10 protein-coding genes and 2 tRNA genes are annotated in these 14848 nt (G+C 71.2%); all 12 read left to right on the forward strand.

The genetic code is table 11. The annotated features are described in order from the left end of the window. Positions 1 to 68 precede the first annotated feature (68 nt). The 12 genes from K8612_RS12285 to K8612_RS12340 all read left to right on the forward strand — a co-directional run bounded on the left by K8612_RS12285 (position 69) and on the right by K8612_RS12340 (position 14847). The gene (locus K8612_RS12285) at positions 69 to 758 is read left to right on the forward strand and encodes a lytic transglycosylase domain-containing protein (protein ID WP_223741425.1); all 690 of its coding nucleotides are present in this window, start codon (positions 69 to 71) and stop codon (positions 756 to 758) included. Then, positions 715 to 2460: a tetratricopeptide repeat protein gene (locus K8612_RS12290; RefSeq protein ID WP_223762387.1), complete on the forward strand. Its 1746-nt coding sequence runs from the start codon at positions 715 to 717 to the stop codon at positions 2458 to 2460. The genes K8612_RS12285 and K8612_RS12290 overlap by 44 nt, the downstream gene beginning before the upstream one ends. 11 nt (positions 2461 to 2471) lie before the next feature. Further along, positions 2472 to 3161: a CDP-diacylglycerol--glycerol-3-phosphate 3-phosphatidyltransferase gene (pgsA, locus tag K8612_RS12295; protein WP_223741427.1), complete on the forward strand. Its 690-nt coding sequence runs from the start codon at positions 2472 to 2474 to the stop codon at positions 3159 to 3161. 74 nt (positions 3162 to 3235) lie between these two features. Further along, positions 3236 to 3310, forward strand: a tRNA-Gly gene (locus tag K8612_RS12300). A 30-nt stretch (positions 3311 to 3340) separates the two neighbouring features. Beyond that, a tRNA-Gly gene (locus K8612_RS12305) sits at positions 3341 to 3415 on the forward strand. Positions 3416 to 3569: 154 nt separating this feature from the next. Further along, positions 3570 to 4349: an ABC transporter permease gene (locus K8612_RS12310; protein WP_223741428.1), complete on the forward strand. Its 780-nt coding sequence runs from the start codon at positions 3570 to 3572 to the stop codon at positions 4347 to 4349. Then, complete coding sequence (locus K8612_RS12315; RefSeq protein WP_223741429.1) at positions 4346 to 5656, forward strand: ABC transporter ATP-binding protein; 1311 nt, start codon at positions 4346 to 4348, stop codon at positions 5654 to 5656. The genes K8612_RS12310 and K8612_RS12315 overlap by 4 nt, the downstream gene beginning before the upstream one ends. 50 nt (positions 5657 to 5706) lie before the next feature. Then, positions 5707 to 6504, forward strand: coding sequence for a glycosyltransferase family 2 protein (locus tag K8612_RS12320; protein WP_223762388.1), 798 nt, complete (start codon positions 5707 to 5709; stop codon positions 6502 to 6504). Further along, positions 6501 to 7922, forward strand: coding sequence for a glycosyltransferase family A protein (locus K8612_RS12325; protein ID WP_223762389.1), 1422 nt, complete (start codon positions 6501 to 6503; stop codon positions 7920 to 7922). The genes K8612_RS12320 and K8612_RS12325 overlap by 4 nt, the downstream gene beginning before the upstream one ends. 172 nt (positions 7923 to 8094) lie before the next feature. After that, entirely contained in the window at positions 8095 to 10194 is a 2100-nt protein-coding gene (locus tag K8612_RS12330; RefSeq protein WP_223762390.1) for a glycosyltransferase, read from the forward strand. A gap of 151 nt (positions 10195 to 10345) precedes the next feature. Next, complete coding sequence (locus K8612_RS12335; protein ID WP_223762391.1) at positions 10346 to 13957, forward strand: class I SAM-dependent methyltransferase; 3612 nt, start codon at positions 10346 to 10348, stop codon at positions 13955 to 13957. Positions 13958 to 13974: 17 nt separating this feature from the next. Continuing rightward, positions 13975 to 14847, forward strand: a complete 873-nt coding sequence (locus tag K8612_RS12340; RefSeq protein ID WP_223762392.1) for a class I SAM-dependent methyltransferase — start codon at positions 13975 to 13977, stop codon at positions 14845 to 14847. Position 14848 lies beyond the last annotated feature (1 nt).

Genomic DNA, 14848 nt, shown 5'->3' on the forward strand with positions numbered 1-14848 from the left:
GTAAGTGCTGGAAACAAGGCGTTTTCTTGAGGACTTTCCGGGCGTTGTCTAAGGTTTCGCCCGCCGCCATGCGTGTCCTGCCCGCCCTCGTCGTCCTGCTGACCTGTGCCCTCCCGGCCGCCGCCGCGGACGGCATCTACAGCTACGTGGAGAAGGACGGCACCATCGTCTACACGAACGTGCCGCCTGGAGGCGCGCGCAAGGCCCGCAAGCTGTCCGGGACCTTCACGCCCGCGCCGGCCAAGTCCGCGCCCGTGCGGGGCCGCTCGCGGACGCCCGCGGAGCTGGATCCGCACATCACCAACGCGGCGCTGCGCTACCGCATCCCGCCCGCGCTGGTGCGCGCCATCATGCACACGGAGAGCAACTTCAACCCGAACGCGCTCAGCCACAAGGGCGCCAGCGGGCTGATGCAGCTCATGCCGGGCACCGCGTCGGAGATGTACGTGAAGGACATCTTCGACTCGAAGGACAACATCGAGGGCGGCGTGCGCTACCTGCGCGTGCTGGCCAACATGTTCGACGGCGACATGGTGAAGATGGTCGCCGCGTACAACGCGGGCCCGGACGCGGTGAAGAAGTACGGAGGCCAGGTGCCGCCGTACGCCGAGACGCAGGAATACGTGCGCAAGGTCCTCCAGCTCTACCAACACTACAAGGAGCGCGAGCGGCTCGCCCAGGCCGAGGCCAGCAGCCGTGAGCCCACACCCGAGAATGACGACGCGCACGAAGGGGACGAAGCCGCCGGGCCCCGCTGACGAGGAGTTCCTGCAGCAGCTCCAACGCGGGAGCGAGCTGCTGGGCGCCGGCAAGGTCACCGAAGCGAAGGACTTCCTGGAGCGTGCGCACCAGCTCCAGCCGCGCCACGAGAAGGCCCAGAACCTCCTGGGCCTGACGTATTTCAAGCTGGGCCTCTTCGACCGCGCCGCCGACCTGTACGAGATGCTCGTGCGGGACAACCCGGTGGACCCCACGCTGCGGGTCAACCTGGGGCTCGTCTACCTGAAGACGAACGCGCTCCAGCGCGCGGCGCGCGAGTTCGAGACCGCCACCGACCTGGCGCCTGACCACAAGAAGGCCCACAACTACCTGGGCCTGACCTTCGCCCAGATGGGCGAGTACGGCCGCGCGCGCGAGCACTTCCTCCTGTCCGGCAGCGACGCCATGGCGGAGAAGATGTCGCGCGCCATCGCGGGCGAGGTCTACAGCCGTCCGCCCGCGGCCCCCTCGCCGGCCCGCCCGCGCGAGGAGGAGGACGAGACCGCCGTCGTCGTCGCGCCGCCCGCGCCCACGCCGGCTTCCGGTGAGAGCGACTGGGGGGCCCAGTTCGGTCTGGATGAGACGCCCCGCGCTCCTCGCGCCGCCGCGCCGCCCCAGGCCGCCGCGAAGGCACCGGAGGACGACCTGCTCTTCGCGGAGGACGAAGGCCCGCCGGCCCCCACGGATGACCACGCGTTCACCTTGCCCGCCGCGACGCAGGTCCAGGAGGACGAGGACCCCAGCCTCGCCGCTGGCGCGAGCACCTTCGAGGATTCGGACGCGGAGCTCGCCGCCACCACGGACGCGGACACCTCCGGGGCCGACGTCGAGGTCGCCGACGAGCTGCCCCCCACGCCGGTGTCGGAGGAGATTGAAGTCTCCGAGGAGCCGCCCGTGCTCGCGTCCGACCTGGAGTCGGGCCCCGGAGACGCCTTCGCGGAGACCTTCGCCGCGCTGGCCACGAGCGAGCCGCCCCCCACGCCCCGGCCCTCCGCGCCGATTCCGGAGCCCCGGCCCTCCGCGCCGCCTTCCGCGCCTGACGCCGGCACGGGCGTGAACCCGCCCGTGCTCACCGCGTGGGTGCCCTCGGTGGCGCTGCCGGGCGCGGCGCCGGGCCAGCCCTTCACCCAGGGCGCGTCCGCCATGGCGCTCTCGGTGGAGGGCGAGCTGCTCACGCGCCTGGAGGGGCTGATCGCCGTGCGCGGCCAGGTCACCTTCGAGCCGGAGATGAAGCGCTTCCGGGGCCGGGCCACGGACAAGCCCTTTGGCGAGGGCGACCAGGCCATGGTGCGCGCCCGGGGGCAGGGGACGCTGCACCTGGAGCCCGTGTCCGGGCGCCAGTGGGTGGCCGTCTCCCTGGACGACGAGTCCGTCTACCTGCGCGACGCGTGCGTCTTCGCCTTCGAGGAGCCCGTCGTCTTCGAGAACGGCCGCGTGCCGTCGGACCTGGCCCAGGACCTGGACCTGGTCCACCTGCGTGGGCAGGGGCGGGTGCTGCTCAGCCTGACGGGCCCGCTGCGCTCGGTGCCGGTGGCCATGGACCAGCCGGTGACGGTGCCCCTCACGCACCTGGTGGGCTGGGTGGGCAACCTCACGCCCCGCGTGGTGCCGCTCGTGACGACCGCTGGCGGGGAGACACTGAAGGCGGCGGTGGAGCTGGGCGGTGAAGGATTTGCCCTCATCGCACTCGGGGTCCGGTAGAACGCGCGCCCATGGCCACCGAGCGAGCCCTCAGGAAGCAGCGCAAGCGCGAGGAGCGGGCCCGCCGCCGCGCGTCCCGCCGTCCCAGCATCCTGGTGCAGGAGTTCTGGAACCTGCCCAACATGCTGACGCTGGGGCGCATCCTCCTCATCCCGGTGTTCGTCTGGCTCACCTACGACGCGGACCCCCTGCACTCGCTGCTGGCCGCGCTGGTGTTCGCCGTGGCCGCCATCACCGACGTCATCGACGGCTACCTGGCCCGCCGCTGGAACCTCATCACCGTGGTGGGCAAGTTCATGGATCCGCTGGCGGACAAGCTCATCGCCATGGCCGCCCTGGTGATGATGGTGCGCCTGGGCCGCATCGCGGCCTGGGTCGTCATCGTGCTGCTGGCCCGCGAGTTCATCGTCACCGGCCTGCGCACCATCGCCGCCAGCGAGGGCATGGTCATCGCCGCGGGGCAGGAGGGGAAGTGGAAGACGTCCCTCCAACTGGTGGGGATCATCTCCCTGTGCGTCCACTACGTGCACCCGCTGGACATGGGCTTCCGCGTCGTCACCGTGGACTACAACCAGGTGGGCAAGGTGCTGGTGTACCTGTCCGGCGCGTTCTCCGTGTGGAGCGCGGTCGTCTACTTCCGGGCGTTCCTCGGCATGCTCGCCCGGCGAGGCGGGGCGGATCCGGATGCGAAAAGTGTTTGACGTGCCTGGGAGGCCTCTGTATATCCCGCCCCACTTCCGGGGCGGCACTGACCGGGCAGCACGCGGTACCTGATGCGGGAATAGCTCAGCGGTAGAGCATCGCCTTGCCAAGGCGAGGGTCGAGGGTTCAAATCCCTTTTCCCGCTCCAAACGAAGCACGCAGCACCGCAGTACCTGATGCGGGAATAGCTCAGCGGTAGAGCATCGCCTTGCCAAGGCGAGGGTCGAGGGTTCAAATCCCTTTTCCCGCTCCAATCGAAGGCCCTCTGGGAAACCAGGGGGCCTTTTTCTTTTCCCAGCCGGCCTCCTGAAGGCGCGCGAGGCCTGCCGGCCAGACGGGCTTTCGCGTGGATGGCTGGAGTCCCATGCCTGACACCTTCCGGGGGCATGAGGTATGGATGGCGCCGCATGCTTCGCAACCTCCGTGAGCTCTACCAGTACCGGGGCCTCCTGCTCAGCCTGACCCAGCGGGAACTGAAGGCCCGGTACCGGAACTCGGTGCTCGGCTTCTTCTGGACGTTCCTCAACCCGATGCTGCAGATGGGCGTCTACTCGCTGCTCTTCACCGTCTACATGCGGCAGAAGATCCCCGGGTACACGTTCTTCGTCTTCGTGGGGCTGCTGCCGTGGATCTGGTTCTCCACGTCCCTGGGGACGGGGGCCAGCGCCATCAGCGACCGGCGCGACCTGCTCACCAAGGTGCGCTTCCCCGCGCAGGTGCTCCCGGCCACGGTGGTGGTGACCAACCTGTGCAACTACGTGCTGTCCCTGCCGCTGATGGTGGCGCTGGGGCTCTTGCTGGGCTACGTGCCCAGTTGGCACGTGGTGGCGTTCCCGGTGGTGCTGCTCACCCAGCTCTGCATGACGGTGGCGCTGGTCTACATCGTGTCCGCGCTCAACGTGACGTTCCGGGACCTGCAGCAGATCATCGCCAACCTGCTGACGATGTGGTTCTTCGTCACGCCGGTGTTCTACCGGGTGGACTCGCTGCCGGAGGCGGTGCGGGCGCCCGTGGTGCTGCTCAACCCCATGGCGGTGATGGTGACGTCCTACCAGGCCATCTTCTACGAACATCAACTGCCGCAGCCCGGCCCGCTCCTGATGTGGATGGGCATCTCCCTGGCGCTGCTGTGGATCGCGGCGGGCATCTTCGAGCGCCGCCGCGAGGACTTCGCGGAGTTCATATGACCAGCGCCATCGCGTCTCCGGACGCCATCGTGCTCCGCAACGTGGTGAAGCGCTTCCGGAAGAGCACCATCCGGCGCGAGTACACCACCATCAAGTCGGAGCTCATCCGCTTCCTGCGAGGCCAGCGCGACACGGACGGCAAGTCCATGATCGAAGCGCTCCGGGGCATCGACCTGGTGGTGCCCCGCGGCAAGACGGTGGGCATCATCGGGCGCAACGGCTCCGGCAAGAGCACGCTGCTCAAGCTCATCTCCGGCATCTACACGCCGACCACGGGCACCATCGACATCAACGGGCGCATCAGCGCGCTGTTGGACCTGGGCGCGGGCTTCCACCCGGACTTCTCCGGCCGGGAGAACATCCTCATCAACGGCATCATCCTGGGGATGTCGCGCGCGGAGGTGAAGGCGCGCATGGAGGAGATCATCGCCTTCAGCGAGCTGGGCGACTTCATCGACGAGCCGGTGCGCACCTACTCCAGCGGCATGTACATGCGCCTGGCGTTCTCCGTGGCCACGCACGTGGACCCGGACATCCTCATCATCGACGAGATCCTCGCCGTCGGTGACGAGCACTTCGGCAAGAAGAGCCTGGCGAAGATGACGGAGTTCAAGCGGGCCGGGAAGACCATCGTCATCGTCACCCACGACCTGGGGACGCTGGAGCGCTGGTGCGACCTGGGCGCGTGGATCGACGCCGGGCGCATCCGCGAGTTCGGCCCGCCCGCGGACGTCATCCGCAGCTACCGCCGCGCGGTGGAGCTGGCGGAGGAGCGCGGCATGTCCATGGAGGCGCCCGCGCTGGCGTCGGACGGCGGCGCGCTGCCCTCGCTGGCGGCGCCCCAGGCCGAACCGTCTCCGCTCACCCTGGAGGCGGTGACGCTGAAGGGCCGGGACGGCGGGGCGGTGGAGTGCGTGGACACCGAGGACGGCCTGGAGCTGAGCGTCGCGTACACCGCGAATGCGCCCGCGCCGGAGCTGGGCCTGGGGCTGGAGCTCCTCCGGGCGGACGGGGTGCTGGTGCACGCCACGGACACGTTCGCGGAGGAGGTGCCCTTCTGCGCGGCGGCGGCAGGCAGCGGGACGGTGCGCTTCGTGGTGGACCGGCTGGGCCTCACCGCGGGGCGCTACGCGTTCACGGTGGTGGTGCGCGACCGGGCGGGGCAGGTGCGGGAGAAGCGCGAGGCGGCGTGCGCCTTCGAGGTGCGCTCCGGCGTGCGGGATGGCGGGGTGACGCGGCCTCCACACCGGTGGATTGTCGAGGGCGCCGCGGCTCGCGTGGCGCCGGTGCGAGACGTCGGCTCGTGAGCGGCCCTGCTTCGGCGAACGGGGGGGGGCCGGGCATCTGGCTGGGCATCGTGCTTTACCGGAACCCGGAGCGGGAGCTGGAGCGACTGTGGGAGTCGCTCCGGTGGAACCGCGAGGTCCCGGGTGCGCCCGCGTTCCGGGTCGTCTGGCTGGACAACTCGCCGGACGACACGCTGCGCGCGCGGGTGGAGCGGCTGGACGCGGACGCGGACTACCGGCACGCGGGCGGCAACCTGGGCTTCGGGGCCGCGCACAACCGGCTGATGGCGGAGGCCTTCGGCTCGGGAGGGGCGCGGTACTACGTCTGCGTGAACCCGGACGGGCTGCTGCATCCGGACTGCGTGCGGGAGCTGGCCCGCGAGGCGGATCAGCGCGCGGACACGGGGCTGGTGGAGGCGCGGCTGTTCCCGGACGAGCACCCCAAGCCGTACCACCCGGCGACGGGCGAGACGCCCTGGTGCAGCGGCTGCGTGCTGCTGGTGACGAAGCGGCTGCACGCGCGGGTGGGGGGCTTCGACGAGCGCTTCTTCATGTACTGCGAGGACGTGGACCTGTCGTGGCGCGCGAGGGCCTCCGGGCTGTCCATCCGGGTGGCGCCCGCCGCGCTGGTGCACCACTACACCGTCACCCGCGAGGAGAGCCCGGTGCGCGAGCGGATGGTCCGCCGCAGCGCGGCCCTGCTCGGGGCGAAGTACGGGGACGCGGCGTTCATGAACGCCCGCCTGCGGGAGTACGCGCGGCTGGGCGGCGAGCCGTTCCCGACGCCGGACGTCCTCAAGCCCGGTCGGAAGCTCGCGGGCATCGCGGACTTCAGGCACCACCTGGAGTTCGCCCGGAGGCGCTGGTGAACGCTCTATCCGAGGAGGCCTCCCCGTCCGCCGCGACCGAGCGGTGGATGGAGTGGGTGCGGTCGCGTGCGCGCGCGGGCGCGGTGGTGAGCCTGGTGGGCGCGTCGCCAGCGCTGGCGGAGGCCCTGCGGGCCCGGGGCCTCTCCGTGCGGGCGCTGCCGGGGCCGGAGTGGAAGCGGGGCAAGGGGCCCGCGCCGTCGCTGGTGGTGCTGGAGGGCGACGCGGTCGAGCGGGTGCTGGAGGAGGGGCTGGAGGCGCTGCGGCGCGAGGCGCCGGGGGCGGAGCTGGTGTTCGGCCTGCGCAACGCGGGCTCGGCGCGGGCGTTGATGGGCGCGCTGACGGGCGAGGCGCCGGTGCGCGCGGGGCTCTCCGAGCAGCGGATGTTGCGGCGGCTGGCCGAGGCGGGCTACCGCGTGGCGCACCGCGAGGTGGTGCCGTGCGCGTCCGGAGGCACGGCGCTGGCGGAGGACACCGCGCAGGCGCTGCGGGCGGTGCTGGCCCAGGTGTCGCCGTCCACGCAGGTGGAGGAGGGGCTCTACGTCGCGGTGCCGGACGAGCCCGGGCGCGCGCTGGTGGCGGGGCTGCTCAGCGTCGTCGTCACGGTGGATCCGGGGGCGCGGGACGCGGCGCTCGACGAGGCGCTCTTCGCGCTGGCCTGTCAGGAGCAGCAGCCGTTGGAGTTGCTGCTCGCGGCGCCCGAGGGCGTGGACCTGTCCGCGGCGGAGGCGGCGCTGGAGCGCTACGGCAGGCTGGGGTCGTTCCAGGCGCGCGTCGTGCGTGCGTCCTCGGGGGCCCTGTACGCGGAGGCCGTGCGCGAGGCGCGGGGACGGTACCTGTCATTCGTGGACGCGCGGTGCCTGGTGTATCCGCGTCACTACGTGGAGCTGGTGCGCGCGCTCCAGACGGGCCGCGAGGCCTGGGCGGTGGCGCGGGCGTTCCGCACCGAGTGGGCGTCCAGTGAGGGAACTCCGCCCTACGTGCGCGCGAAGGTGCCATTCCCGCTGGGTGAGCGGCTGGAGGTGGAGCACCTGGTGCAGCATCCGGAGCTCGTCCACGCGATGGTGATCGACCGGGGTCGCATCGGTCCCTTCGCGGTGGCGACGGAGTCGGGGCTCGGGGAGCTGCCCGCGCGGCTGGGGGCGTTGTTTCCGCCGGTGTTCCTGGGCGGCATCGCCTCATGCGAGGTGCGAGGGCCGCGCGAACCGCCGGCGGCCGCGATGGCTCCGGGTACCTGGTTGCTGCGCCCCCTGGATGCATGGGTGGAGGCCGTGGCGCGGATCCGCGACGAGACGCTCCAGGCCCGGGAGTTCCGCCACAGGATGGTGGACGCGCTGAACGCGCGAGTCCACGGCATCCCCTGGGTTCACAGCACGCTCAAGACCCTGGCGAACCGGCTCAAGTCCGGCAACGAGCGCTGAGCCGATGGGCACCGCCGACAGCGAGGGCCCACGCAACCCGCGAGGGACGTCAGGCGTCGGGGGCGCGACGTTGGACCCGACCAATCCAAAGGCATCCTCTGCTTCGTCCGGAGCTGCCGGTGGCCGGGCGGGTCCGCCGCACGATGTCTTCGTCGAGGTGCTGGGCTTCGACGTGCCTCGGTCGCACCGCGCGCGCTGGGGCCCGATCATCACCGCCGCCAAGCGCTGGGGCACGCGGGGGCTTTCTCCCTTGCAGCGGTGGGTGCTGGACCGCCAACTGCGCTTTGACCTGCGGCTGAGAGCGTTGATCCGGGCGCCGGACCACACGCTTTCGGAGCGAGCCCGTGAGGAACTGTCGCGACTCGCGGATCCGCGTCCCGGGGGCGCGGTGGGCCGGTGGCTTCCCTCCGTGCCGGGGCTGGAGGCGCAGCGGGCCTGGAACCTCGCGGTCGTGGCCCTGCTCTCCAATGCCGGGTGGCCCCTTCGGACCGAGGGCGCCGCCGAGGCGCTGGACGCACTGGAAGCCCGCTGCGACGTGCTGTCTCAAGAGGCCCGAGCCGTGGGTCTTCCCCTGTGGCGCGAGCTGTGGCGCCGGCAGGTCGCCTTCAATCACGCGACCGTGCGCCTGTTGCGGCACCTCCTGGGCGCGGCCCGTCCTGTCGTGCTGTTGCCCGCGCCGGAGTCGTACACGCGCGAGGCCCTGGCGCAGGAAGCCCGTGAGGTCCGCGACGCGACCGCCGCGCTGGCCCGGCTGGCGCACCGGCCTCGGATCAGCCTCGTCACTCCTGCCTGGGAGACGCCGGTGGACGTCCTCCGCGCGTGCGTCGCGTCCGTGCGCGCTCAGGAGTATCCGCACTGGGAGCTGTGCATCGTGGACGACGGCTCGCGCTCGGCGGCGGTCGCGGACGTGCTGCGTGAGGCCGCGGCCGGCGACGCGCGGATCCGCTTCGAGCGGCTGGAGTCGAACCAGGGCATCGCCCGCGCGACCAACGCGGCGCTGGCACTGGCCACCGGCGAGTACGTGGGCTTCCTCGACCATGACGACCTGCTCGCGCCGCACGCGCTGGCCGAGGTCGCGCTGCGGCTTGGGGAGACTCCGGACGCGGATGTCGTCTACTCGGACGAGGACAAGGTGGACGCGCGGGGGCTGCGCTTCGCGCCCTACCTGAAGCCCGCGCTGTCCCCGGAGCTGCTGCGCGCGGTGAACTACGTGTGCCACTTCCTCGTGGTGCGCGCATCGCTGCTGCGCGAGGTGGGAGGCATCCGCCCGGGCTTCGAGGGCGCGCAGGACCATGACCTGCTCCTGCGCCTGATGGAGCGCACTCCGCGCTTCGAACACATCCCCCGCGTGCTCTACCACTGGCGGACGCTGCCCGGCTCCACGGCCACGGACGCCAGCGCGAAGCCCGCGGCCTCCGAAGCGGGCCGCAGGGCCGTGGCGGAGCACCTGGCGCGCATGGGGGAGGGCGGCTCGGCGGAGACGGTCGCGCCAGGGCTGTACCGCATCCGCCACCCGCTCGTGGGCCGCCCGCGGGTGTCCGTGCTGCTCTCGGAATCACCCACCGACTCCGAGCTCGCGGCGCTCCTCGCCTTCACGGATGACCTGGACGTGGAGGTCCGCGTCCCTGTTCCGTCTCCCGGCGCCGCCTCCACCAGCAACGTCATCCCCGTCGAAGTGGACGCGGCCTTGACCCCGGGCGCCGTGGCGAACCGGCTGCTGCGCGAGGCCCGGGGCGAGCTCATCCTCGTCCTGGAGGCCGGCACGCTCCCGACCGGACCGGGGTGGCTGAGGGAGCTCGCGTCACAGGCCTCGCGCCCCGGCGTCGGCGTGGTGGGCGCGCGCATCGTCTCTCCCGGAGGACAGGTGCTGGAGGCCGGCCTGCGCTTCGACGCCGAGGGCCGGGTGCTGCGCCCCTTCGCGGGGCAGTTCGATCCCACGCTCGGCGCGTTCGGCGGCTCGCATTGGCCCCGGGACGTGCGCGCCGTCTCCAGCGCCTGCGCGATGATCCGCCGCGAGGTCCTGGAGTCACTCGGTGGTTGGGACGCGGCCTTCACGTCCGACGAGGCCCGGGGCGTGGACCTGTGCCTGCGCGCGGGCGAAGCCGGGCTGCGTGTCCTCTACGCTCCCCATGCGCGCCTCGTGCGCACCCGTGCGCGGGAGGGCGCACCTGCGGCTTCCCACGATGCCGACCGGCTCCGTGAAGCGTGGGTTCGCGCGGGACGGACCGACCCCACAGGGCATCCGCGGCTCGGCTTCGTCCAGACACCGTAGAAAAGAACAGCAAGCGCGCTTCCCTCCATGAGGAGCGGGCGGCCTGCCAGCCTTGACGCTCTCAGGGGGGGATGACATGGAGGACATCCGCCAAGGAGAGGGGGGGCGTGCCTTGCCTGCCGCGAGGGTCTGCCTTCCGGACGCCACGAACATGCATCCACAGCTCAATCCCCTGGAACATCCCCTCTGCCTCACGCAGCCCCTGCGCCTGCTGGAGTCCTCCGCCTGGGTGGAGCACGTCCCGTTCGCGATGTTCCTGGTGGACCTGCTGCGTCCCGCGACGCTGGTGGAGCTGGGGACGCACACCGGCGTGTCCTACTCCGCGTTCTGCCAGGCGGTGGACGCGCTGAAGCTGGAGACGCGCTGCCACGCGGTGGACACCTGGCAGGGCGACCCGCACGCGGGCTTCTACGGGCCGGACGTCCTCGCGGACCTGCGCGCGCACCACGACCCGCTCTACAGCCGGTTCTCCCAACTGCACCCGATGACCTTCGACCAGGCCCTGGGCCAGTTCGAGGACGGCTCCATCGACCTGCTCCACATCGACGGCTGCCACGAGTACGCGCAGGTGAAGGCGGACTTCGAGCGCTGGCGCCCCAAGCTGAGCGCGCGCGGCGTCGTCCTCTTCCACGACACCCACGTGCACGAGCGCGACTTCGGCGTCTGGCGGCTGTGGGAGGAGCTGCGGGGCCAGCATCCCTCCTTCGAGTTCGAGCACGGCTTCGGTCTGGGCGTGCTCGCGGTGGGCCCGGAGCAGCCGGAGGGGCTGTTGGCCCTGACGAGCACCCGGGACGCGGAGCGCGAACACGTGCGGCAGGCCTTCGCCACGCTCGGCGGGCGCCTGACGCTCCTGCTGCACCGGCAGCACCTGCTCGACGCCTACGGCCAGAAGGAACAGCAGGCCGCGGACCACGCGCGTCAGGCGCAGCAGCTCCAGGCGGAGCTGGACGCCGCCCGCGAAGCGGCGCGCGACACCGCGAGCACCCTTCGCGAGTTCGAAGGCCGGCTCGCGCGGATGGGCCTGGCCCAGCGGATGCTCCAGGAGGAGCTGGGCCGCAAGAACGCCCGCATCTACGAACTGGACGCGCACGTGGCGACCCAGGGCTCGCAGTTGGCGCACATCAACGGCAGCCTCGCCTGGAAGGCCATCAACCGCTACTGGGCCATGCGCGAGCGCGTGCTGCCCCCCGGCACGAAGCGCGGCCACCTCTACCAGAAGAGCAAGGGCACGCTGCACAAGGTGGGCGCGAAGCTGATCAAGCTGCCCGCGAAGAAGGGCGCCCTCCAGGCCCTGCGCGCCGCGAAGGCCGCCCTCACGCCGGCCGCCCCCGTCCCCCCCACCGCCGCCTTGGTCGAGGCCCCGAGCGCGCCGCCCGCGCGCCCGGCGCCGTGGACCGCGCCGCTCACGCACGTCTCCCAGGCCAGCCTGGGCCGGCGCATCCTGATCATCGCGGAGCTGTCGCTGCCCCAGTGCAAGCGCTACCGCGTGGATCAGAAGGTCGCCATGTTCCACCGGCTCGGGTACGACGTCACCGTCCTGCGCTGGAACGACCACGAGGAGTGCAAGGCCGCGCTCCAGTTCCACGGCCTGGTCATCTACTACCGGGTGCCCGCCTTCCCCGGCGTGGAGGAGCTGCTGGCGGAGACCCGGCGCCTGGGCCTCCCGCACTTCTTCGACGTCGACGACCTCATCTTCGACGTGGAGGAGTACCAGCGGAACACCAACGTGCAGCGGCTGCCCGCGAACGAGCGCGAGCTGCTGCTCAACGGCGCGAAGCTCTACCGCAAGGCGCTCAGCCTGTGTGAGCACGCCATCGCCAGCACGCCCACCATCGCGGAGCAGATGTCCCGCGTCATCTCCGGCAAGGTCTACGTCGTCGAGAACTGCCTGGACGACGGCATCCTGGAGCTGGCCCGGGAGATGGAGGCGCGCCCGCCCGCGGTGGACCCGGACACGGTCACCATCGGCTACGGCAGCGGAACGCGCACGCACGACGCGGACTTCACCATCGCCGCCGACGCCATCCTCGCGGTGATGGAGCGCCATCCGAACGTGCGCCTGGCCATCCACGGCTTCCTGGAGCTGCCGGAGGGCTTCTCGCGCTTCTCCGACCGCGTCTTCCGCATTCCGTTCCTGGACGCGGACGACTACCTGCGCGCGCTCGCGTCCTGGCAGATCTCCATCGCGCCGCTGGAGCAGACGGTCTTCAACGACGCCAAGAGCAACATCAAGTTCATCGAGGCGTCCATCTTCCGCGTGCCCGCGGTGTGCTCCGGCTCCGGGCCGTTCCGGGAGATCATCGACCACGGCCGCAACGGCTTCATCGCCACCACCCGTGAGGAGTGGGAGTCCGCGCTCTCCGCGCTGGTGCAGGACGCGTCGCTGCGCAAGCGCATGGGCGAGGAGGCGCACCGCAGCGTGCTGTCGCGCTACCACCCGGCGGTCGTGGCCACGGAGCGGCTGCAGCCCATCCTCCAGCACCTGCCGCCCGCGCCGCCGCCGCGCCTGAAGGTCCTGGAGGCCAACATCCTCTTCGCGCCCCTGAGCTTCGGCGGGGCCACCGTCGTCACGGAGCAACTGGCGCACCAGTTGAAGGCGGAGGGCTGCGACGTCACCGTGTTCACCGGCATCATGAACTCGCCGCTGCCCGCCTATTCGGTGGTGCGCTACGAGGCGCTGGGCCTGCCGGTCATCGCCACCCAGGTGCCGTCCCTCACCGACCGCGCCCAGGAGTACCAGAACCCGCGCATGGGGGAGACCTTCACCCAGGTGCTCAAGGCCGTGCGCCCGGACGTGGTGCACTTCCACTCCATCCAGCTCCTGAGCTCCGCGCTCGCCACGGCGTGCGCCGCGGAGGGCATCCCGTACACCATCACCGTGCATGACGCGTGGTGGCTGTGCGAGCGCCAGTTCATGGTCCGCGAGGACTCCACGTACTGCGGCCAGAAGGGCATCGACCTGCGCGTGTGCACCAAGTGCGTGCCGGACTCGCGCTACACCTTCAAGCGCACGTTCGCCCTGCGCAAGGTGCTGGACGGCGCGGCCCTGCTGCTGGCGCCCAGCGAGTTCCAGCGCCAGCTCTACATCGCCAACGGCGTCGCGCCGGAGCGCATCGTCGTGAACAAGAACGGCGTGCTGCTGCCCGGCCGCGCGCGCGCCCCGCGCCCCGCGAACGCCCCCGTCCGCTTCGCCTACCTGGGCGGCCGCGCGGGGCACAAGGGGTACTTCTGGCTCAAGGACATCCTGGAGTCGGTGCCGGAGTCCGGCTGGATCCTGAAGATGACCGACATCCAGTTGCGCATGGGGTCGGCCTCCATCGACGCGAAGGAATGGAAGGTGAAGGGCCAGGTGGAGGTGGTGCCTCCGTATGATCAGGACGGGATGGACGCCTTCTTCGACGGAGTGGACGTGCTGCTGATGCCCTCGCAGTGCAAGGAGAGCTTCGGGCTGACCGTGCGCGAGGCCATGGCCCGGAACGTGTGGGTGGTCACCACGGCGTCGGGCGGCGTCAGCGAGGACATCGTGGAGGGCGTCAACGGCAACGTCGTGGACATGTCGGACGCCGACGGCTTCCGCCGCGTGCTGCGCGACCTGGTGGCCCACCCGGAGCGCATCGCGCGCGACCCGAACGCCCAGCGCACTCCGGTGCGCGACTACGAGACCCAGGCCCGGGAGCTTCACTCGCTCCTGTCCGGCCTGGTGAATCCTCCCGCCCGGAGCACGCCCCGCCAGGACGCCAGCGCCGCGGTGCCCCACCGTTGAACCCCCGGAGACGCTCCATGCCCTTGTCCCAGCTCAAGGCCCTGATTCCTCCCGCGATCAAGACCGCCGTGCGCGCACAGCTCCAGACGGGGCTGCTGCGCACGGAGAACCAGTTGGCATCGCTCCGGTCTCGCTGGTCGCCGCCGGCCCCCGTGGAGCCGTCACCGCCGGTCGTCGAGGCGCCGCCACCGCCGGCCCCCGCGCTTCCGCCCATCACCCGGGAGCTCATCGCGGCCCAGTACCTGCGCGGCGAGGGCCTGGAGATTGGAGCCCTGTCCAATCCCACGAAGGTGCCCGCCGGGGTCCGGGTCCGCTATGTGGACGTGGCGCCCATCGACGTGCTGCGCGCCCGCTTCCCGGAGGTGGCCGACCGCATCGTCACGCCGGACATCGTGGACAACGGCGAGGAGCTGGGCACGGTGGCGCCGGACTCCCAGGACTTCGTCATCGCCAACCACGTCCTGGAGCACTGCGAAGATCCCATCGGCACGCTGAAGAACTTCCTCCGGGTCCTGCGGCCCGGAGGCATCCTCTTCATGGCCATCCCGGACAAGCGCTTCACCTTCGACCTGCCCCGGGAGCTCACCTCCGCGGCGCACGTCGTGGAGGACCACCTGAAGGGGCCGGAGGTCTCCCGGCGCGCCCACTACGACGAGTGGCTGCGCCTCATCGACCGGAAGGAGGGCGAGGAGCTGGCCCGCCTGACGGAGGACTTCCTCCAGAACCGCACGAACATCCACTTCCACGTGTGGACCTTCAACGAGATGTCCGAGCTGTTCTCCGCGGCCCGCAACCAGTTGGGCCTGCCCTTCGACGTCAAGCTGGCCTTCCTGGATCCGCCGTGTCTGGAGGTGGTGTGGGTCCTGGAAGTGACGAAGCCCCGGTCCTGAG

Origin of the sequence: Corallococcus sp. AS-1-6, assembly GCF_020037015.1 — a bacterium.
GTDB lineage: Bacteria > Myxococcota > Myxococcia > Myxococcales > Myxococcaceae > Corallococcus.